Annotated in this window: 15 protein-coding genes and 1 tRNA gene; 9 read left to right on the forward strand and 7 right to left on the reverse strand. The window is 57.1% G+C overall.

Annotated features, from left to right (window positions below):
- The first annotated feature begins 17 nt into the window (after positions 1-17).
- From atzF to EE949_RS17765, 8 genes are all read left to right on the forward strand, one after another.
- Positions 18-1,835, forward strand: a complete 1,818-nt coding sequence (atzF, locus tag EE949_RS17730) for an allophanate hydrolase (protein WP_122665457.1) — start codon at positions 18-20, stop codon at positions 1,833-1,835.
- A 352-nt stretch (positions 1,836-2,187) separates the two neighbouring features.
- Positions 2,188-5,310: a dermonecrotic toxin domain-containing protein gene (locus EE949_RS17735; protein WP_122665458.1), complete on the forward strand. Its 3,123-nt coding sequence runs from the start codon at positions 2,188-2,190 to the stop codon at positions 5,308-5,310.
- Positions 5,311-5,442: 132 nt separating this feature from the next.
- Positions 5,443-6,924 (forward strand): sensor domain-containing diguanylate cyclase, encoded by a 1,482-nt coding sequence (locus EE949_RS17740; protein WP_122665459.1) that lies wholly within the window; start codon positions 5,443-5,445, stop codon positions 6,922-6,924.
- Positions 6,921-7,154, forward strand: coding sequence for a cysteine-rich CWC family protein (locus tag EE949_RS17745; protein ID WP_122665460.1), 234 nt, complete (start codon positions 6,921-6,923; stop codon positions 7,152-7,154). The genes EE949_RS17740 and EE949_RS17745 overlap by 4 nt, the downstream gene beginning before the upstream one ends.
- A gap of 285 nt (positions 7,155-7,439) precedes the next feature.
- Positions 7,440-8,132 (forward strand): pseudouridine synthase, encoded by a 693-nt coding sequence (locus tag EE949_RS17750; RefSeq protein ID WP_122665461.1) that lies wholly within the window; start codon positions 7,440-7,442, stop codon positions 8,130-8,132.
- A 301-nt stretch (positions 8,133-8,433) separates the two neighbouring features.
- Positions 8,434-9,327 carry an alpha/beta fold hydrolase gene (locus tag EE949_RS17755; protein WP_122665462.1) on the forward strand — a complete coding sequence of 298 codons (894 nt, stop codon included), beginning with the start codon at positions 8,434-8,436 and terminating at the stop codon, positions 9,325-9,327.
- A 165-nt stretch (positions 9,328-9,492) separates the two neighbouring features.
- Positions 9,493-9,566 (forward strand) — tRNA-Gly (locus tag EE949_RS17760).
- Between the two features lie 273 nt (positions 9,567-9,839).
- On the forward strand, positions 9,840-10,322 hold the full coding sequence (locus tag EE949_RS17765) for an OsmC family protein (RefSeq protein ID WP_122665463.1): 483 nt from the start codon (positions 9,840-9,842) through the stop codon (positions 10,320-10,322).
- Between the two features lie 177 nt (positions 10,323-10,499).
- On the opposite strand, the gene EE949_RS17770 is transcribed toward EE949_RS17765, so the two are convergent.
- The 4 genes from EE949_RS17770 to EE949_RS17785 all read right to left on the reverse strand — a co-directional run bounded on the left by EE949_RS17770 (position 10,500) and on the right by EE949_RS17785 (position 14,919).
- Positions 10,500-11,015, reverse strand: a complete 516-nt coding sequence (locus tag EE949_RS17770) for a BRO-N domain-containing protein (protein ID WP_122665464.1) — start codon at positions 11,013-11,015, stop codon at positions 10,500-10,502.
- Positions 11,016-11,605: 590 nt separating this feature from the next.
- Positions 11,606-12,784: a D-alanyl-D-alanine carboxypeptidase family protein gene (locus EE949_RS17775; RefSeq protein WP_430735943.1), complete on the reverse strand. Its 1,179-nt coding sequence runs from the start codon at positions 12,782-12,784 to the stop codon at positions 11,606-11,608.
- A gap of 100 nt (positions 12,785-12,884) precedes the next feature.
- On the reverse strand, positions 12,885-14,258 hold the full coding sequence (locus EE949_RS17780) for a sensor histidine kinase (protein WP_122665465.1): 1,374 nt from the start codon (positions 14,256-14,258) through the stop codon (positions 12,885-12,887).
- On the reverse strand, positions 14,242-14,919 hold the full coding sequence (locus EE949_RS17785; RefSeq protein ID WP_122665466.1) for a response regulator transcription factor: 678 nt from the start codon (positions 14,917-14,919) through the stop codon (positions 14,242-14,244). Before EE949_RS17785 ends, EE949_RS17780 begins: the two co-directional genes overlap by 17 nt.
- 159 nt (positions 14,920-15,078) lie before the next feature.
- On the opposite strand from EE949_RS17785, the gene EE949_RS17790 reads away from it, so the two are divergent.
- Positions 15,079-15,870, forward strand: coding sequence for a substrate-binding domain-containing protein (locus tag EE949_RS17790; protein ID WP_122665467.1), 792 nt, complete (start codon positions 15,079-15,081; stop codon positions 15,868-15,870).
- 296 nt (positions 15,871-16,166) lie between these two features.
- On the opposite strand, the gene EE949_RS17795 is transcribed toward EE949_RS17790, so the two are convergent.
- The 3 genes from EE949_RS17795 to EE949_RS17805 all read right to left on the reverse strand — a co-directional run bounded on the left by EE949_RS17795 (position 16,167) and on the right by EE949_RS17805 (position 20,144).
- Complete coding sequence (locus EE949_RS17795) at positions 16,167-17,435, reverse strand: OprD family porin (protein WP_240350579.1); 1,269 nt, start codon at positions 17,433-17,435, stop codon at positions 16,167-16,169.
- A gap of 194 nt (positions 17,436-17,629) precedes the next feature.
- Complete coding sequence (locus EE949_RS17800; protein WP_122665468.1) at positions 17,630-18,934, reverse strand: CitMHS family transporter; 1,305 nt, start codon at positions 18,932-18,934, stop codon at positions 17,630-17,632.
- Positions 18,935-19,058: 124 nt separating this feature from the next.
- Positions 19,059-20,144 carry a 4-oxalomesaconate tautomerase gene (locus EE949_RS17805; RefSeq protein ID WP_122665469.1) on the reverse strand — a complete coding sequence of 362 codons (1,086 nt, stop codon included), beginning with the start codon at positions 20,142-20,144 and terminating at the stop codon, positions 19,059-19,061.
- Positions 20,145-20,198: the final 54 nt, after the last annotated feature.

Genomic DNA, 20,198 nt, shown 5'->3' on the forward strand with positions numbered 1-20,198 from the left:
TTTGATGGAATTCTTCTATGAGCCTTGAAGTAACGTTGCGTGACCTGCGCCTGGATTCAGTCCGTGCGGCCTATGAATCCGGCAACCTGACACCCCGTCAATTGATCCTCGCCTTGCGCGAAAAAGCCGCTGCGTTGAACCCCGAATATCACCTGTTCATTCACCTGCTGACCCCGAACGAACTGGAGCCCTACCTCGCCGCACTGGAGGGCCGTGATATCAAGGACCTGCCGCTTTACGGCATCCCTTTCGCGATCAAGGACAACATCGATCTGGCAGGTATTCCGACGACGGCGGCTTGCGTGGCGTATGCCTACACGCCTGAACGCTCGGCGACGATCGTCGAGCAACTGTTGGCACTGGGGGCGATCCCCATGGGCAAAACCAATCTGGATCAGTTTGCCACCGGCTTGAACGGCAGCCGCTCGCCCTATGGCGCCTGCCCGAACAGCGTGCTCAAAGAATATCCATCGGGCGGGTCCAGCTCGGGTTCGTCACTCGCCGTCGCGCTGCGCGTCAGCAGCTTCTCGCTGGGCACCGACACAGCAGGCTCGGGCCGGGTGCCCGCTGCGCTAAACAATCTGGTCGGCATGAAAGCCAGCAAAGGCCTGATCTCAACCGCCGGAGTCGTGCCCGCCTGCCGCACGCTGGACTGCGTGACCACCTTCACCGCCACCGCCCGCGAAGCCAGCCAGTTGCTGAGCCTGACCGCACGACTGGACCCCCGTGACGAATACAGCCGCAGCAACCCTCTGTGGAACGATGCTTCGGCATTCGGTGCGCCACGCCCGTTCCGGTTCGGCGTTCCACGCGAAGAAGACCTGGAGTTCTTCGGCTGCACCCAAGGCCCGCAGCTGTTTAGCGACGCCGTTGACCACCTGACCGCGCTGGGTGGCCAAGCCGTCACGCTGGACCTGTCACCGTTTCTTGAAGCCGCACGCCTGCTCTATGAAGGCCCGTGGGTCGCCGAACGTTACAGCGTCGCTGGCGAACTCATGGAGACCAGTCCCGACGCTGTGCTGCCGGTGATCAAAGCAGTGCTGGCCAAGGCCCCCGGCGTGACGGGTGTGGATACATTCCGCGCGCAATACCGCCTGCAAGCGCTCAAGGCGATCTGCGACAAAGCCATGGAAGGTCTGGACTTCGTCGTAACGCCAAGCATCCCCCGCCCGGTGACCAACGCCGAACTGCAAGCCGAACCCGTACTGCGTAACTCGGATCTGGGTTACTACACCAACTTCGTTAACCTGCTGGATTACGCCGCTATAGCCGTACCGAGCGCCTTCATGGATAACGGGCTGCCATGGGGCGTGACGCTGTTTGGTCGGGTCTTCACCGATCAATACCTGCTAAGCATTGCTGACGCCCTGCAACGGCATACCGAATTGCCGCTGACGGGGGGCCTGAAAACGCCGCTGAACAAACCCGCTACCCTCGCCCGTAATGACATGGCTCGCGTAGTGGTGTGCGGCGCGCATCTGGATGGCCTGGCGCTGAACTGGCAACTCAAACAGCGCGGCGCTCGGCTGGTTGAAACCACGCGAAGCTCTGCTGATTACCAACTCTACGCACTGGCAGGCGGCCCGCCGTTCAGGCCGGGTATGGTCCGGGTCGATCAAGGTGGCGTTGCCATTGAGGTGGAAGTCTGGGAACTGCCGAGCCACGAGTTGGGCTCATTCCTCACCGGAATTCCGGCGCCACTGGGTTTAGGCAAAGTGCAGCTCGCCGACGGACGTTGGGAGTGCGGGTTCATCTGCGAAGCTTATGGGCTGGAGGGTGCAAAAAACATCAGCCATCTGGGCGGCTGGCGGGCTTATTTGCAGGCTGATAAATAGCGCTAAATCGGCTTGAAACACACACCCTTGCAGGAGCGAATTCATTCGCGAAAGCGGTGTGTCAGACACATATTTTTTTGCAGGAAAAACGCATTCGCGAATGAATTCGCTCCCACAAAAAACGGGTGTTTACGCGGTGAACGCCCCCTGTAGGAGCTGCCGAAGGCTGCGATGGCGGTGTGTCAGGATGAACGCTTCGCAGCCTTCGGCAGCTCCTACAAAAAGCGCATTTCAATCTGTAGTTTGTATGTTGTTCATAAGTGCAAAGAGTCTTGGGTCCCATACATAATTAGCCCAATCACAAAAAACCAGCCGACATAGTGACGCTTCAACTCACTAAGTCGGCCTTTTCATGAACGATCAAACGCTGCATACGGACGCTCATCGCCAGCGCCTGGAAAACCTCACAAAAAGCCCCGGCTTCAAACTCATCGCCCATTCGCCCCTGCTGCTCAAAGCCATCCAGCTGGATATGGATTACCCTCCACCCCTGCGCGCTTATATACGCGAGCAATTGAAGCATCTGCTGCAACAGACCACCGGTAAAGCCCTGTCCCCCGACAAACTCAGTATCCGCTTTTGCACTGAAACCAATCCCGAGGTCGACAACCAAGGCCGTGAGCGTTATTCGCGGCGTATGACGCTGACGGATATCGGCGTACTGTCCTTCAACGGCGCGATGATGCGTGCGCTTCTGCAGTACAGCTTCACAGACAAGCCTCTGGATAAATCAATCCCCGCCCTTACCGCACAAGCTGCGCTCAACCTGATCATCAATAGCCGCTGGTTCCTCGACTACCCCGCTCTGATGGAAAGTTTCTGGGCCAGGCACCGGGGCACTTACCGGGCGCTGGCCAAGCTGTCTTTTCTGGATAAGTTGGCGCGGCAGTACGCTCGCAAACTGATCACGCGCGAAGGCTATGAACTCGCGCTTGACGCCTTGGGGCTGGAGGCATTCCCGGACTCGGCAGCGTGCCTTGAAATATCCGCCCGAGGACAGCGCGCCGTTGCGCACCTGCTGTCGATCAATGAACAGGATTTACCCGACGCTTTTCAGCTACGGTCTAACAACACATCACATTGCTATATCCACATGCCGGGAGGTCGAACTGCGCCTGTGGAATACATCAGCGATGTACCGGCACACATGAGTAAAAAGTTCGTTGATGCCATGAAGACGCTCCCTGGCCTGCATGACTACTCCGGGCCAGTCAGTCTCACCGAAGTCGACGGTGATATTTTTTCGGCTATCACCGCCGCCCAGGAAAAACGCTCGCTGGACTATATCGAGACACAGATCGGCCTAAGCGCTCAGCCCCATCCATTCAAAACCATAGAGCGTGGCCTGAGTTTGCTCGGCGCGATGGATGTATGGCAGTCGCACCCCGATGTTCTGCAGCAGATCCCGGTCCCCTTGGCCACGGCCGCCAAAGTCATGGCCAAGGCACTGCGGGAAAAACACCATTGGGTGGTTAACCCCGATCAGGTGTTCATTCGTTATCTGCGGGGTCAGTCCACCACTCCGCTAGGTGACGCCCGGCACCCCGCCCTCGACATTCAGGTCCCGGATGAAAAACCCATTAGCCTGAGCGAGGCACTGGTGAGCAATTACCGCGTCGCATCGCCAGCCGGCTACATCGATAACGGAGGCCGTAATGCGGTGTATCTCGACGTCACCGGCACGGGCAAGTGGGACGCGCGCCAAGAGCTGCCCATGGACGTTCAGGCCATTGAGAGTGTCATTCGTGAGATCAGCTTTCTGAAGGTGATGCGCCAGGAAATCGATGAGTTCTGGGCGCAGCACAAGGCAGCCATCGAGGCGACCCTGCAAAGCCAGTTCGTGACCCAGGCATTGCTATGCCTCAAGCAACGCACCGTGCAGCGTCACGGGTTCGATATGATCGTCAAAGCGCTGGAGCAACTGAACATCGAAACCCGGGGCGCTCGGATCGAATGGTCGATACCCGGTTTGTATCTACAGCACTCTCTGTTCGACGGCCCGACCGCCCAATACTGCCCGAGCCTTTTGGTACTGAGCCATCCTGGCAAAACGCAGCGGGTGCTCTACCAGGCAGGTGCGCTCAAGGCATTTATCGAGTTCGAAAACGAGGAGCTGCTCAACCGTTACCTGCGTCATGCCGCACGCAGTCAAACGTGGCGAGGTGCCCTGCTTGATTACGTCCCCGTGCGACACCACGAGCGGCTCACTTACATTCTGAAAGTCTGGGCTGGCGATCAGGCTCCCAGCGAGCCGGTTTCCCTGATGCGCCCATGGACTGACGTTTTGCTCAATCACGACACCCGCAAAGCGCTGGCGCAGGAGTTGAGCGAGCGAAACGTCACCGGCTCTCCGTTTACTCAGATAGTCAGTATGCTCAGGCAAAACAGTCTCTGGAATGCGGATGACACCGTGGTTACCTCCCAGGAAGTGTCACTTCGGTACTGGACGCGGCAGCTCCATCAACTGCAGTTTCTGATCGCCCCGATGTCGATACTGCTGACGCCTGCGTTGATTGCCTCGCTGGCGACCGAACTGGGTCTAACAGCGCTGAATATCGCTTCGGCGAACCTGCCTGGTGCGCGTTATGCCGAGAAGCAGCAAGCGTTGCTCAGTGCTCTGTCTGTGGGATTACTGCAATTGCCGCCTGCCATGCCCCGTCTGACCAATGCTCTGCGCAAATTGGCAACACCGGTCAAACCTGCGTTAACGCCTGCGATTACTTCAGTTTCAAGCACTAAAAGTTTTAGCATCTGGCTCAACCGTTCGATGTTGAACCGCGAAACCCGTATGGAAAGTTTTTTCAATACTGACACGGTGCTGAAAGCCTGGACCCTTCCAGGTCACGCCGGGTTCTCCACCCTGGCAGTGAAAGCCTGGAAGCTCAAACGTCAGTTTCTGCTATGGACCGCCGAAACCCGACAAGCGCGCACGCTGGTGGTCAGTAGCCACGGTTACTACCTGCCATGGAGTAAAAATGCAGCCATCCCCAACGGCACTGAACTGCAGGTCTACGCGCCGCATGGCCATGAACTGGTCGACCCCGGATTGCATCGGGCGGTCAGTAAACAGGCAAGCCCGTTCGCCCTCCTCGATACGCAGCGCCCAACACTCGTAAGCTCGCTGGCCCATCCCTACGTCTTGACTGACAAACTGCTGGCAGGCACTTCACGGCCGGGAATGATAAAAAACTACATCCTGTCAAAATTTCAGAGTCCTTATGGCGAAAGCTATCAGGACATCAGCCATGTCGTGCGCAACTCCAATCAATCGCCGCTGCGGAACACGCTGCCACCAACCCCCATGGACGTGATGACGGTTAGAAATCGCTTCGGCATGGCACCCCCTGCTCTGGACCAGTTTTTTAATGCACTGGCTGACGCAGGTATTCACTACGACAGGATTCTGCTGCTGCATTGTCGTTGTTCAGCGTTCAAGTCGTTGTTTGGCATCGCCCCGGTGTACAGAGTGCCATGAGCATAAAACTACGAATTTGCTGATAGCGTGAGCTCAAAATCGGCGAAAAACATTTAATGTCGCGATAGCGAAAAGAATGGCGGCGGGCTAGCATGCCAGCTTTCACGGACAGGCAAAACAATCGGACACGTTATGGCTTTTCGCTCTGCTGGCCCTTCGCAACGCTCGCTTCTGTTTACGCTGGTGATCGTGCTGGGCTGTGGCTTTCTGGCAACTTCGCTGCTCAGCTATTACGCGTCGCGCACGTCCATTCGCGACAACATCATCAATACCGAGCTGCCGCTGACGTCCGACACCGTGTATTCGGAAATCCAGAAAGATCTGGTGCGCCCCGTGTTGATTTCTTCGATGATGGCCCGTGACACGTTCATGCGCGACTGGGTTGTGGAAGGCGAGCGCAACCCGCAACAAATCACCCGTTACCTGAAAGAAGTCATGGACCATTACGGGGCGTTCACCTCGTTTTTCGTGTCCGACAGCACCCTGACCTATTACCAGGCCAAAGGCATCCTGAAGAAGATCGACGCCCGTGAGCCCCGGGACGTCTGGTATTACCGGGTCCGGGACATGGAGGCACCTTATGAGATCAATGTCGACCCGGACATGGCCAACAAGGACAACCTGACCTTCTTCATCAATTACAAAGTATTCGACTACAACAACAAGTTCATCGGTGCCACGGGCGTCGGCCTGACCGTCGATGCGGTCATCAAGTTGATCGACCGCTATCAACAGCGTTATCAGCGCAGCGTGTATTTCGTCGATACCTTTGGCCGTATCGTCCTGACCGGTGCCGACGGTGGCCCGCAAGGCGCGGCTATTGGCGAGTCCATCACTCAACTGCCGAGCATGTCCGACCTGCTCAGCAAAATGCCCAAACCGCTCAGCGGCACTTACGAGCACCGGGTCAATGGCAAGGAACACTTCCTTAACGTGCGTTACATACCGGAGCTGAACTGGTATTTGTTCGTCGACAAGGAAGAAGAGTCTGCGCTGAACGACATACGCCACTCGCTGTACCTGAATCTGTTTATTTGCCTGGTCATCACGCTGATAGTGGTTTATCTGCTGAATCTGGTGGTCAGCCGCTTCCAGTACCGGATCGAAGCCCAGGCGACCCTCGACAGCCTTACCGGTTTGCCCAACCGTCGCGGTTTTAACCTCTGGGCACTCAAGACTCTCAAGGATGCGCAGCGCGAGTCACGCCCGCTGACGGCGATGCTCCTGGACCTGGACCACTTCAAACGGCTCAATGACACGCACGGCCATCTGGCGGGCGATGAAGTACTCGCCGGCTTCGCTGACGATCTTAAAAGCTGTCTACGTCAGTCGGACATCATTTGTCGCTGGGGAGGTGAAGAGTTCATCATCCTGCTCAAGGGCACCGATACCGCTAATGCCCATGACGTCGCGGAAAAAATTCGTTTACTGGCCGAGCAGCACGCCTACATTTTCGCCGGTCAGCCGCTGCACGTGACAGTCAGCATTGGCCTGAGTCAGTTACGTCCCGATGACACGTTGCAAAGCCTGATCGCACGCGCGGACAGCGCGCTTTACCGCGCCAAGCAAAACGGTCGAAACCAGATCTGCATGGAGACGTTGCCTGTTTCATGAATACCTCAGCCGATACCGCGCAACACTGTCCTGCCTGTGGTGCAAGCAATGCCTGCACCCTGGCCGACCCGCGCACGGCGGATCAGGCGTGCTGGTGTTTTTCGGTGAGCATCGACCCGGCGGTGATCCAGGCCCTGCCGCAAGAACTGCGCAACAAAGCCTGCCTGTGCCCGCGTTGCGCGGGGATCAGTGATGCGCTTTCGGATAAGACTGACCCGTGCCCCGACTGAACCCTGTGGGAAACTCTATGTTAGCCCGCGATCCGTGCTCGGCTCCCACAGAATTCGCGAAAAGGCCGGTGCATGCAAAAATCCTTCGCCCATGGTTAATGGCGCCTGATCTGTAGGAGCTGCCGAAGGCTGCGAATTGCGGTGTGTCAGAAAAACCGCCTTCGCAGCCTTCGGCAGCTCCTACAGGAAACTGTCCGGATCAGCGACAGTACTCACTCGAGCTAATGGATCTTGCGCGGGAACAGGTAACATACCCGCCCTCCTCGCCATCACACTAAAATCTCCATGCGCCTCGACCGTTTTCTCAGCAACCTGCCGCGTTTCAATCGCAAAGACGTACGTCTGGCGTTGATTGGCGGGCGGGTCAAGGTGGACGGGGTACAGGTCAGCGATCCGCATCACGATGTGCGCGAGTTCAGCCGGGTAGAGTTCGATGATGCAGTCCTGCAAGCTGGCAAGCCTGCGCGCTACTTCATGCTGCACAAACCTCAGGGCTGCGTCAGCGCCACCACCGACCCGCAACACCCCACGGTGCTGGACTTGCTGCACGAGCCCGACAAGCACGAACTGCACATCGCCGGACGGCTGGATTTCAATACCACCGGGCTGATGCTGCTTACCAACGACGGCCAGTGGTCACGACGCCTGACCCAACCGCAGACCAAGCTGCCGAAAGTGTATTACGTCGAAACAGAGCAAGTGATCGATGAGCGGTATGTACAGACTTTTGCCGAAGGCTTGTACTTCGCCTTTGAAGACCTCACCACCCAACCCGCACAGCTGACCGTACTCGGTCCGCGTTGCGCAAGATTGAGCATCGTCGAAGGCCGCTACCATCAGATCAAGCGCATGTTCGGCCATTTCGATAACAAAGTCCTGCGTCTGCATCGGGAAAGCATGGCTCATCTGAAGCTCGACCCAGAACTCGAACCAGGTCAATACCGCGCGCTAGAGCCTTCGGAAATTCAGGGCGTATAAACCTTTCCCTACCGCTCGGCAGACCGGCCAAACAAACTACGAACGGCACTTGCGGGTTACCGGATCCACTGCTTGAATCCAATCATCGGTCCACATGTGACCGGTGAGTCATGTGTGTATTCCAAGAAACCTTTTGCCGCCCCGAGCCAACGCTCACGGCAAATCGCCCGCCAATAATAAAACCTGTCGGCAAGATCGTTTCGGATCGACAAGGGCCCCTTTGCAAGGCAATGCCTACCTGTCACGAAACTCGTGCAACGTTGTTTGCGCGCACATATTGTTTACGCCAGGAGACACACATATGAGGCCAGAAATCGCTGTGCTTGATATACAGGGAGAGTTTCGGGTTTACACGGAGTTCTATCGGGCAGAGGCGGCCGAAAAGACCATCATCATGGTCAACGGCTCACTGGCCACCACTGCATCGTTCGCCCAGACCGTGCGCAACCTGCACCCGCAATTCAACGTCGTGCTCTACGATCAGCCTTACGCGGGCAAATCCAAGCCGCACAACCTGAACGAAAGGCCACTGACCAAAGAGCTGGAAGGGCAAATCCTGCTGGAGCTGATCGACCATTTCAACGCTGAACACGTCATGTCGTTCTCGTGGGGTGGCGCGGCCACGCTTGTTGCTCTGTCCCACAGGCCCAAACGAATCGAAAAGGCTGTGATCAGCTCGTTCTCCCCCGTGATCAACGTACACATGCGCGATTATCTGGAACGCGGCATCACCCACCTCAGCGTCCATGACCGCTACGAGGTCGGCAATCTGGTCAACAGCACCATCGGCAAACACCTGCCGCCGTTGTTCAAGCGCTTCAATCATCGTCACGTGAGTAACCTGGACACACACGAATACGACCAGATGCACTTTCACATCAACGACGTACTGACCCTGGATACCGCGAACTACCTGACGGTCGCGCAGAACATTAACGTGCCGGTGCTGTTTCTTAACGGTGAGTGGGACGAGTACACCGCTGCCACCGACGCCCGGTTGTTCGCCCCGGTTATCCAGCACAGCACCTTCAGCACCCTGCAGAGCACCGGGCACTTTCTGGACATGGAGCACAAATCCGCTTGCCGCGACTCGCGGGACGCGCTGATGGACTTCCTGACTCCACAACCTGAGTCCCGCAGCCGATCAACCTACCACTACCAACAGGCCCAAACCGTACATGCTTTCGCCCTCTGAACCTGACGCACGACCGAGCAAGGGAACCCATCCGCCCGTGCAGCATGCACAGACAAGCGCGGATGGGCTCCGTTCGGCATTAGTTTTCAAGGGATTAAAACAGGAGGAGAGAAATTAGCGCTTCAATTCAGCGTGCCGTTCTGGTACAAAGTCAGCCGCTTCAGAGCGGGTGTAGTTTAGTGGTAAAACGAAAGCTTCCCAAGCTTTAGTTGAGGGTTCGATTCCCTCCACCCGCTCCATTTCCTTCAAGGCTTTTGGGCCTTTCTTGCATCACCTCTGTACCTTCCTGCTTATTCTTATCGCTTCAGCCGCACTCGCCTAAAAACCGCGTAAATACCTGACTGCACTGTTCCCTGTAGGAGCTGCCGAAGGCTGCGATAGCGGTGTGTCAGGATAAATGCTTCGCAGCCTTCGGCAGCTCCTACAAGGAATGCGTTTCAAAAATGGCGTGCAGCATTGATGAGCCTTCGCGGTAACATCATTGCCGGGCACCTTTTCCCCGGGAGCAGCAAATGGCAGACAAAACACACCACTACGCAGTACAGGTCACCTGGACTGGCAACGAAGGCACCGGAACTTCGTCCTACCGTGGTTACAGTCGATCACATGTCATTAAAGCCAACGGCAAACCATCCATTGAAGGTTCGTCCGACCCAAGCTTCCGTGGTGATCCAGCACGCTGGAACCCCGAGGAATTGCTGCTCGCATCTTTATCGGCCTGTCACAAACTCTGGTATTTGGGCCTGTGCGCCGAAGCAGGGATTGTGGTGCTTGAATATGAAGACCATGCAGAAGGCACAATGATTGAGGAGAGCAATGGCGCGGGCCAGTTCACCTCGGTTGTATTAAAGCCGAACGTCATTTTGGCTGCGGGCTCCGACGTCGACAAAGCCCATACCTTGCACCACATAGCCCATGAGAAATGCTTCATCGCGCGCTCGGTGAATTTCCCGGTCAGCCATGCGCCGGTCATTTCGGTCACTGCAGATAAATAGACAGCCAAGGGGGGCGTCGCCAGCGCACTACCCTCCACAGCATAAATACCTGAATACGCCGTTTCCCGTGGGAGCGAATTCATTCGCGAAGGCATCCGGTCTGTAAAACCTCTGTGTCTGACACAACGCTTTCGCGAATGAATTCGCTCTCACTGATTTGGCGTTTACAACCTCTGATTACATCGACAAAAACCGCGTCGCCCTTTTCCACCACGGGCGTTTCTCGCGGGTTTCGTGCAGCAGGATGTTGGGCATGTCTCGCAGACGAATCCACGACTCGTCCTGCCAATGCAGCAGGTTCATCGAGGCACCGTCCCAATCCAGCACACCGAGGATTGGGCGTTCGGTGCGGCCGGGATTTTGGATGTCACGCAACACAGGCACGACCTGCAGCGTCAGCCATTCGCGCAGTTCACGATTTTGCGCAGAGGGGTGATAAATCAGTAATGCGTAGGCGCCGGACTCGTTAACCATCAGGGTGTCCTGAGTCGAGCCATAGCGGTGCAGCGGCAAGGTGCGACACTCATCACGTCCGAGCTTGCGGGTTTTGCGCTCGTCGATGAACAGGCCCATCAAGCGGCCCAGATCGCGTGCGCAGAACCAGGCCTGGTTTTCCAGCATGAGCGCGTGGAGCGGGAGGGTTTGGCGGGTGAATAGGGTTGGGATGAAAGGTGTCGTTTCAGTTGTCGGCATCAGTCTATTTCTCTTTGCTGGTTAGACTGCCAGCTACCGTCGCCAAACGAATAGGGTGGCAGTTGTACGCAGGTTGGCGAACCGGAGCAAAGAACCGGCAGACCCGAAGGTCTCCCACGTACAACCGCCATAGCGGATCACGGGCAATAACTGCCCGCTTCCGAATGGTACACGCTATACATCATTGCTAGCCGGATCGCCAAATCCAGTGCTGAGTTATTCAGCAGCTGCGGAGGGTACGGCGCGGCGTTTGGTCAGGCAAGGCAAGAAATGTAAAAACCGGGCCATCGAACCAGCAGTGTCCATTGGGGACAAGCAGCAGAACTCGATGCCAAGAGCAGCGCGCATCCCTAAATTCGATTTAGTGGTTATAGTCACCACCATTTCAAGCATTCAACCAATGCCTGACTGCACCGTTTTCTGTAGGAGCTGCCGAAGGCTGCGATCGCGGTGTGTCAGGATAAATGTTTCGCAGCCTTCGGCAGCTCCTACAGAAAATGCATTTCAACCCAGTAGTTTGCATATTGTTAGCGAGGCGGAGCGTCAGGTATACCGCCTCGCCAACAAGTTGCCTTCTACAAAAATAGACTTCAATCCTCTGCGAACCCCGCAAACCACCCGTGAAACAGCAACCGCACCGCATCCGTCCAGCGGTTCCACCAGCTTCCTGCTTCAACACCTTCCAACGCGATCAACGGCCGGGTTGCCAGTTTCTGCTCGCCATCAAATACGTCAATGCTGCCGACCACTGCGCCTTTATCCACAGGGGCAATCAGCGGGGCATCGATGCGGACGCGGGTTTCAGGCTTGTGCGAACCCTTGGGCGTCGTCAGCGTAATGTCGTCTAGAACGCCCACGGCAAGGGTATTTTCAGTGCCCTTCCAGACTCTCGGATGGCTCAACGGCTGAAGCGCTTTCTCGAAGGTCTGGTTTTCGTAAAAGCGGAAACCATAGGTAAGGAGTTTCTCGGTATCCGTCGCACGGGCCAGCGCTGAACTGGAGCCGAACACCGCAGTGATCAACCGCCGACCATCCCTCACGGCGGAGGTGACCATGCAGTAACCTGCCGCTTCGGTGTGCCCGGTCTTGAGGCCGTCAACGGTTTTGTCACGCCAGAGCAGCAAGTTGCGATTGGGTTGCCGAATACCGTTCCAGGTGAAGTGCTTTTTCTTGTAGAGCGGGTAGTACGCCGACTCGTCGTTGATGATGGACTGGGCCAGCATCGCCATGTCATGAGCGGACGAGTAATGGTCGGGTTCCGGCAGGCCTGTCGGGTTATCGAAGTGCGTGTTGCTCAGCCCAAGGCTTTGCGCCGTTTTGTTCATCAGGCTGGCGAAGCTGTCGGTGCTGCCCGCGATGTGTTCGGCCAGCGCCACGCTGGCATCGTTGCCGGAGTCGATGACGATGCCTTGCAGCAGGTCGTGAACGCTGACGGTACTGCCCGGATCGAGGAACATTCTGGAGCCTTCGGTGCGCCAGGCGTTTTCGCTGACGGTGACCAGTTCGTCCGGTTTTAATTGCCCGGCCTGAATATCCCGGGTGGCCACGTACACCGTCATTAGCTTGGTCAGACTGGCGGGAGGCAAACGCTCGTCCGCGTCGTGCTCGACGATGACATGACCCGTGTTGGCGTCCATCAACACCCAGGCGCTCGCTGACAACTGGGGCGGCGAAGGAATCATGGCCCCCCGAGACGGAGCGGCCACGCCGACATTCGCCCAGAGGGTGCAAACGCAGATCAGGCTGATCCGCAATATCAGTGGTTTCACAGAAACAGGTCCGGGTTGGCAGAGGGTCCGCCAAACTAGGTGATGACCTGTCCCGTCTCAAATTAAGCAAAGTTAAGAAAAGTTTAAGCGCGCCAACGCGTTAGCTAATCAGTGGGCAGTCGATGACTACGCGCGTACCACCGGATTCAGAAGCCTGAATTCGCAAGTTGAACGTGTGCAGACGAACGACCGCAGCCACCAACGAAAGCCCAAGCCCGTAACCCGGTTGCTGACGGCTGGCATCACCGCGATACAACCGGCGCAACACGCTTTCCCGTTCGGCCTCAGGAATGCCCGGACCGTCGTCAATCACTTCAATGCGCAGACTGTCGCCCACCACATTGGCCCGCAGACAAAGATGCCCACCCGGCGAGGTGAATTTGATCGCGTTATCCAGCAGATTAGTCAGCGCCTCAAACAGCAGCGCCTGATCGCCCTTTATGGCGGGTAAATCTGCACCCAGTTCGAGCCCCAGAACCTGACCTTTTTCCTGCGCCATGGGTTCGTAAAACTCATGGACCTGGCGTAGTAATGCGTCGGGCTGAAACACCGCAAAGGCCAGTCGCCGTCGGGTGTCTTCCAGCTCGGAAATCCTCAGCAAGCCCTGAAACCGGAACATGATCGCTTCGCTCTCTTCCAGCGCCAGACTGAGGCTTGATGCATGAGCATCGGTCATGGGCAATTGCTGCAATTGATAAAGCCGCGCACGCAGACGCGTCAACGGGGTGCGCAGGTCATGGGCGATGCCATCGCAGACGCTTTTGACCTCGTGCAGCAGCCGTTCGATATGTTCGAGCATGGTGTTGACGGCGCTGGCCAGCATGTCCAGTTCATCCCGTGCGGGCGACAGGGGCAGCCGCTCTGACAGGTTGCCTGAGACGATCCGCTCGGTGCTGCGCTGCAGCCTTTCGACCCGACGCAGTGGCCTGCGCCTGAGTAATTGCCAACCGATCAAACCCGGTATCAGGGTGAGGGACAGCCCCCAGAACAGCGCTTGGCCGATGATCCCTGCGACCGCCGAGATGGAACCGCCGTCACGCGCCAGCACCAGTATTCGCCCGTCCTTGCGGCGCTGCAAAAAAGCGTGACTGCTGCGCGTTTCACTCAGCGTGTCGGCGATTCTCAAACCGCGCTTGAGGTAATGCACACGACCGTCATCAGGCAGGCTCGACCTCAGTTTCAACAGGTTGCCAGCCACATACTGACCGTTGCCTTCGAACAGACCATAAGCGTCGATACCGGGAATCGAGTACGCCTCGCTGCCCTGCAACTCATTGATCAGGTCGGCGTCGTCGATCTTCTGGTAATAGTGCGCGCGTTGCATCAAGGTGCGCTCGGCCACAGTGCCGAGATAACCGGATATCTTCCAGTACAGAACGCCGGTGAACACCGCGCCCCATGCCACGAAGAACAGTGCATAAAGGCCAATCAGCCGGCTGTTGCTGGAGCGCCAGCGCTCAGTCTTGAGTGCCAAGCACGTACCCCGATCCACGAATGGTATGAATCAACGGCGCACCGGGGCCTTCTATCTTTTTGCGCAAGCGGCCCATGTGCACATCAATGATGTTGGTGCCGGGATCGAAGTGATACCCCCAGACCTCTTCAAACAACATGGTGCGCGTCACTTGCTGCCCGGCATGACGCATCAGGTAGGTCAGCAGTTTGAATTCGGTAGGCAGCAAGGTGATGCGCTCGCCGGAGCGCGACACGCTGTTTTCGATCAGGTCGAGGGTCAGGTTGCCAACGCTGAGCTGATGGATTTGCGACTCGCCAGTCGGGCGCCGTAACAGCACCTCCAGACGCGCGACCATTTCGACCATCGAAAACGGCTTGGTCAGGTAATCATCACCGCCGCAGCGCAACCCTCTGACGCGCTCGTCAACATCGGATAGCGCACTGATCATCAACACCGGCGTGAGGATGCCGAGGCTGCGCAACGTGGTGACGATAGTCAGGCCATCGAAGTCCGGCAGCATTCGGTCCAGGGTAATCGCGTCATAGCTGCCCGCGATTGCCATGGCCAGCCCGTCACGCCCGGTGCTGGCTCGTTGCACGTCAAAACCATGAGCTTGCAGCTCGGTGGCGATGGATTGTGCGGTCACCTCATCATCTTCGATGACCAGCGCCTGATTCATGAATATCCCCGCTGACAGTCCGCGCATGCGGCGTTAAAGAACCGCGAGCCTAGGGAGTTGGTCACGGTGGGTAAACTAAATATTTATTAACGCAGGGTAACTTTTTCAGGGTGGCCGTGGCGTTTAGTGTCGCGTTTTTCTTCGACGAGTCCCCTTGCCATGCCACGCTTGCTCACGCCCCTCGCCCTTTCATGTGCATTGCTCACCGCCCTCGCGGCCCATGCAGCGCCGGTGCCCACACCGACCACTCTGACTGTTCTGAGCTCCGGCGGCATCATGGGTGCCGTTCAGGGCATCGCCCCGGATTACGAGAAAGCCACGGGCGTGAAGCTGAACATTGAAGCGTCGCCTTCCATGGGGAAAACACCCCAAGCCATTCCCAACCGCCTGGATCGTAAAGAACCCGCCGACGTTGTGCTGATGGTCGGTTCTGCCCTGGACAAACTGGTCGCGCAAGATCAGGTCGATAAAGCCAGCAGAGTCGATCTGGGCAAATCCTACATCGCCATGGCCGTGCGCAAGGGCGAGGCAAAGCCTGACATTTCCACAATGGAAGCATTTCGCAAGGCGCTGCTCGACAGCAAGTCCATCGCCTACTCCGACAGCGCCAGCGGCGTTTACCTCTCGCGCATTCTGTTCCCGAAAATGACCCTTGGCGCTGACTTCACTGCCAAGGCGCGGATGATTCCTGCCGAACCGGTCGGTGCCGTTGTCGCCCGCAAGGAAGCGCAACTCGGCTTTCAGCAGCTCAGCGAACTCAAGCCTGTTGAAGGCATCGACATCGTTGGCCTGATCCCGGATCAAGCGCAGCAAATGACGCTTTATTCGGGTGCTGTTACCCGCTCGACTGAACATGCAAAAGAAGCTCAGGCGCTGCTGAAATACATGGCCTCCAAGGAAGGCGCTAAAGCCATTGAAGACAGCGGTTTGAAGCCGGTGACAACCCGATAGACCGGAAACCTGTAGGAGGACCACCCCGGTCGCTCCTAAAGGGATTGCATTGTGTTCGATAGAAGATCGCCCCGTGTCCCTGACACCGCGCTGTCTCGCGGCAAATACGATTCCAGGTGGGACCGAATTCATTCGGGAAGGCGGTGTTAAAGCGATACATAAGCTTCGAATGTACCGGCCCCTTCGCGAATGAATTCGCTCCCACCGGGATTAGGGCTTGCAGACCAACATAGAATCCCCCACGTAAAACCGTCTCCATACAATGATTCGAATTTTGTTTCGATAAATGGGGCCGGTCACCAAAGCGCAATGTCGTAGGTGATGTAGATCCGGTTGCTGTCACGACCTCGGGCAAAGTCGGAGCGGTACACGTAGTTACGCAGTTTTACTCCCAGCCCTTTCAACGTCCCGCCTTGCAGCACGTAAGCCAGCTCTGCATCGCGTTCCCATTCCTTCAATTGCGCAGCGCCCGACTTGCCGTTGTCGCCACTCAGGTAGCGCGTCGAGAATGTCAGACCCGGCACACCTACGCGTGCGAAGTCATAGCCATAGCTGAGCATCCAGGTCTTTTCATCCTCCTCGATAAACTTCCCGATCCCGACGTTGCTGAACGAATACACGGTAGCGCCGCTGATATAGGGCAAGCCCGCGTCGCCGCTCAAGGTCTGATAACCGCCGCCAAAACTGTGCCCGGCCAGTGCATAGGTCAATTGCCCGCTGAGCATATCGTTATCGATTTTGCCGCCACGCCCCGTTCCGGCATCGACGCTGTTGAAGTAGCGCAGGTCGCTGGTCAGCACGCCTGATCCCAACGGCAAATCATGCTGGATCGATGCAAATTGCTGCCGGTAGAAGTTTTCCAGTTCGCCGTAGAAGTAGCTGAGTTTGATGTTTTTTCCGAGTTTGTAATCGCCGCCCACGTACGAGAAGTCCGAACCTCGGCCGGTGAATCCGTCGGGAATGATTGAGCGGCTGTCCGACGAATCGCGCAGTTTGAATTGATCCAGGTGACCGCCAGTCAGGGTCAGGTTTTCAATGTCAGTGCTGGTGAATTGAGTGCCCTGATACGTCTGAGGCAACAGCCGTGCATCGTTGTAGATGAGTACCGGCGTTTTGGGCAACAGCGTGCCGTACTTCAGCGTGGTCTTGGCCAGACGCACTTTCGCCGCCGCGCCCAGGCTAGCGAACTCATCCGCAGCGCGGCCATCGTCATGCACCGGCAGCAAGCCAGTACCGCTGCGGCCTTTGCCTGAATCAAGTTTGACACCAAGCAGGCCCAGCGCATCAACGCCAACGCCCAATGTGCCTTGGGTAAAACCGGACTGATAGTCGAGCAGAAAACCTTGCGCCCACTCGGTGCGTTCGCTCTTGGCGGTACTGGCTGCGCGAGCGCTCAGGCCGTTTTCATCACGGAAGTTCTCATTGAAGTAGACGTTACGCAGTTGCAACTTCAACTTGCTGTCTTCGACAAAACCCGCCGCGTCCACGCCGACCCAAGGCAGTAAGGTCAACAGCGGCGCGCTCTTTATGAAAGTTGCAGTTCCACACTTGGAAAACATACTCATGCTCAATACTCATTGTTGTTATTGGAGATGCAGTAATCCGCACGCCCTGTCAGGGGCGTGTGGTTGGTTCAGTAGTAGGTGGGAGCACAAAGAGTTGTTGTAGGAGCTGCCGAAGGCTGCGAAAGCGGTGTGTCAGGATGACCGCTCTCGCAGCCTTCGGCAGCTCCTACAGAAAATGCATTTCAGTTTCTAAATCAAACAAACAACGTCAGCGCACCGGTCAGCAGCGCCAGGGCCGTGACCACCAAAGATGTCAGCACCGCCCACTTCACCGTGGCTTTCTGGAAGTCGCCAATATCGCGGTCGATCATGCCGACCAGCAGCAAAGTTGAAGCCACCAGCGGGCTCATCAGATGCACGGGCTGACCCAGAATCGAAGCCCTCGCGATTTCCAGCGGGCTGATGCCGTACGCGGCTGCGGCGTTGGCAAGGATCGGTACCACGCCAAAATAGTAAGCGTCATTGGAGAGCACGAAGGTCAGCGGCATGCTGGTCAGTGCAACCACCAACGGGAACAGATGACCCCACTCCGGCGGAATCCAGGCCACCAGCGTCTGCGCCAATGCGTCGACCATTTTGGTGCCCGAGAAGATCCCGGCGAACACACCGGCCGCAAACACCAGCAGCACCACGGTCATGGCATTGCCGGAGTGAGCGAGGATGCGTTCCTTCTGAATATCCAGCTGCGGATAGTTGATCATCAGCGCCAGCACAAAGCCGATCAGGAACAGAACCGCCGAGTGCATCAGGCCCATGACCAGCGCGACCATCACCACGATGACCAACGCCAGATTGACGTAAGCCAGCTTCGGGCGCTTGTGCGGGGTATCGCCCAGAATCGCTTCGATGTAGCAGTTACCGCCTCCGCTTTGCAGGTTCACATTACCGATACGTTTGCGTTCGGCACGGCCCAGCAAAAAGGCTGTGAACACCACCCACGCCGCACCACCGATCATGGTCGGCAGCAGCGGAATGAAGTACTCCCCGGCATCCAGCCCCAACGCAGCAATAGCTCGGGTTGCAGGGCCACCCCAAGGAGTCATGCCGCTCATGATGCTCAACGACAGCATCGCCACGATGCCGAGGATCATCGGGTTCATACCAATGCGTTTGTACAGCGGCAGCATCGCCGCGCAGGTGATCATGTAAGTGGTCGTGCCGTCGCCATCAAGGGCCACGGTCAGCGACAACAACGCAGTACCCACCGCGATTTTCATCGGGTCGCCATTCACCCGTTTGAGGATCTTGCGAATCAGCGGGTCGAACAATCCGGAATCGATCATCAAGCCAAAAAACAGGATCGCAAACAGCAACAGCGCGGCTGATGGCGCGACCATTTTCAGGCCATCGAGCATCATCTTGCCGGTGGTACCACCAAAGCCGCCAATGACTGCAAATATTATCGGGACGATGGTCAACGCAACGATGGGCGACAAACGTTTGGACATGATCAGGTAGGTGAACACCACGACCATGGCCAGGCCAAGGAAGGCAAGCATATGGATATTCTCTTGTTGTTATTTTCTGGCCAAGCGAATGCAGCCGGGCTTGCCGAGAACCGTCTGAACGATACCCGATCTGCTCGAATGGCGATCGATTGGAGTGGGTGTCACTACAAAACTTTTAGCCAGCCAGCCGTTGCACGGCAGGCGCATAAACCTCACCGGAAAAGAGACGGCGCGCGGTCCGGATCACCGAGGCTCGAATCGTTTGTCCGTTCTCACCGACATAAGTCAGGGCCACCTGAATCGAACCACTGGGATGCTCGATCCGGACCTGCTGCAAGCGCGATGAATCAGCCCCCAGGCCCAGCAACCTGGCGACAACGGTTCCGTCACTGACGCACGCTGTAGCCAGACCGATCGAACCGGTAATGGCCAACGCCTTATGACAGTTATGCGGCATGAAGTAGCGAACCTTGAGGGTCCCGCCCGCATCGGGTTTCGAAACCAGTACGGGTTTGGGGATGACTTTATCGCTGACATCGCCCAGCCCCATCGCCAGACCTGCACGCAAGCGAAGTGCCTCAAGCTTACGCAGAAACTCCTTGTCAGCGTCCAGCTCGGCGGGCGTCTCATCACCCCGTTTGCCTAACAACGACGCTTCGATGATGACCATCGGCATCGCCATGTCGATGCAGGTTACCGGCACGCCATCAAGGATGTCAGTCTGCTGACCCGTGGGGAAAAGTTTGCCGGTCTTGCTGCCCGCTGCGTCCAGAAAGGTCAATTGAACAGGGGCCGCCGAACCGGGCACACCATCAATGCTGGTCTGGCCCTCGTAGCTGACCTGGCCACCGGGCGTGTTGACGTCAGCGCAAACAAAAGTGCCGGTGTTGAGGTTACGAATTCGCACCTGAGTGACATCGCCACTGGCCTTGACCAACCCTTGCTCCACCGCAAACGGACCAACAGCGCAGAGCATGTTGCCGCAGTTGGGCGCGGTATCGACACGGCGCTGCGAAACCATAACTTGCACGAACAGGTAATCGACATCGGCGTCTTCGTGGGTCGAAGGACTGACAATCGCGACCTTGCTGGTTTGCGGGCTGCCACCGCCGATGCCGTCGATCTCCAGCTCATGGCCGGAGCCCATCAGCGCCAACAAAAGCTCGTCACGCTCAGCAGTCGAGACAGGTAAATCACTGGCAAGAAAAACCGGCCCCTTGGAGGTGCCGCCGCGCATCAGAACGCAGGGAATCGGTTGCATATGTGCAGACTCTTGTTGATCAATTGGGGTAATTGATGTGTTGAAAGCAAGAGT

The sequence above is a fragment of the Pseudomonas viridiflava genome (genome assembly GCF_900602065.1).
Taxonomy (GTDB): Bacteria; Pseudomonadota; Gammaproteobacteria; order Pseudomonadales; family Pseudomonadaceae; genus Aquipseudomonas.

Coding starts and splice junctions, on each gene's coding strand:
- atzF (WP_122665457.1), top strand. CDS start 18: ATGAGCCTTGAAGTAACGTTGCGTGACCTGCGCCTGGATTCAGTCCGT.
- EE949_RS17735 (WP_122665458.1), top strand. CDS start 2,188: ATGAACGATCAAACGCTGCATACGGACGCTCATCGCCAGCGCCTGGAA.
- EE949_RS17740 (WP_122665459.1), top strand. CDS start 5,443: ATGGCTTTTCGCTCTGCTGGCCCTTCGCAACGCTCGCTTCTGTTTACG.
- EE949_RS17745 (WP_122665460.1), top strand. CDS start 6,921: ATGAATACCTCAGCCGATACCGCGCAACACTGTCCTGCCTGTGGTGCA.
- EE949_RS17750 (WP_122665461.1), top strand. CDS start 7,440: ATGCGCCTCGACCGTTTTCTCAGCAACCTGCCGCGTTTCAATCGCAAA.
- EE949_RS17755 (WP_122665462.1), top strand. CDS start 8,434: ATGAGGCCAGAAATCGCTGTGCTTGATATACAGGGAGAGTTTCGGGTT.
- EE949_RS17765 (WP_122665463.1), top strand. CDS start 9,840: ATGGCAGACAAAACACACCACTACGCAGTACAGGTCACCTGGACTGGC.
- EE949_RS17770 (WP_122665464.1), bottom strand. CDS start 11,015: ATGCCGACAACTGAAACGACACCTTTCATCCCAACCCTATTCACCCGC.
- EE949_RS17785 (WP_122665466.1), bottom strand. CDS start 14,919: ATGAATCAGGCGCTGGTCATCGAAGATGATGAGGTGACCGCACAATCC.
- EE949_RS17790 (WP_122665467.1), top strand. CDS start 15,079: ATGCCACGCTTGCTCACGCCCCTCGCCCTTTCATGTGCATTGCTCACC.
- EE949_RS17795 (WP_240350579.1), bottom strand. CDS start 17,435: ATGAGTATGTTTTCCAAGTGTGGAACTGCAACTTTCATAAAGAGCGCG.
- EE949_RS17800 (WP_122665468.1), bottom strand. CDS start 18,934: ATGCTTGCCTTCCTTGGCCTGGCCATGGTCGTGGTGTTCACCTACCTG.
- EE949_RS17805 (WP_122665469.1), bottom strand. CDS start 20,144: ATGCAACCGATTCCCTGCGTTCTGATGCGCGGCGGCACCTCCAAGGGG.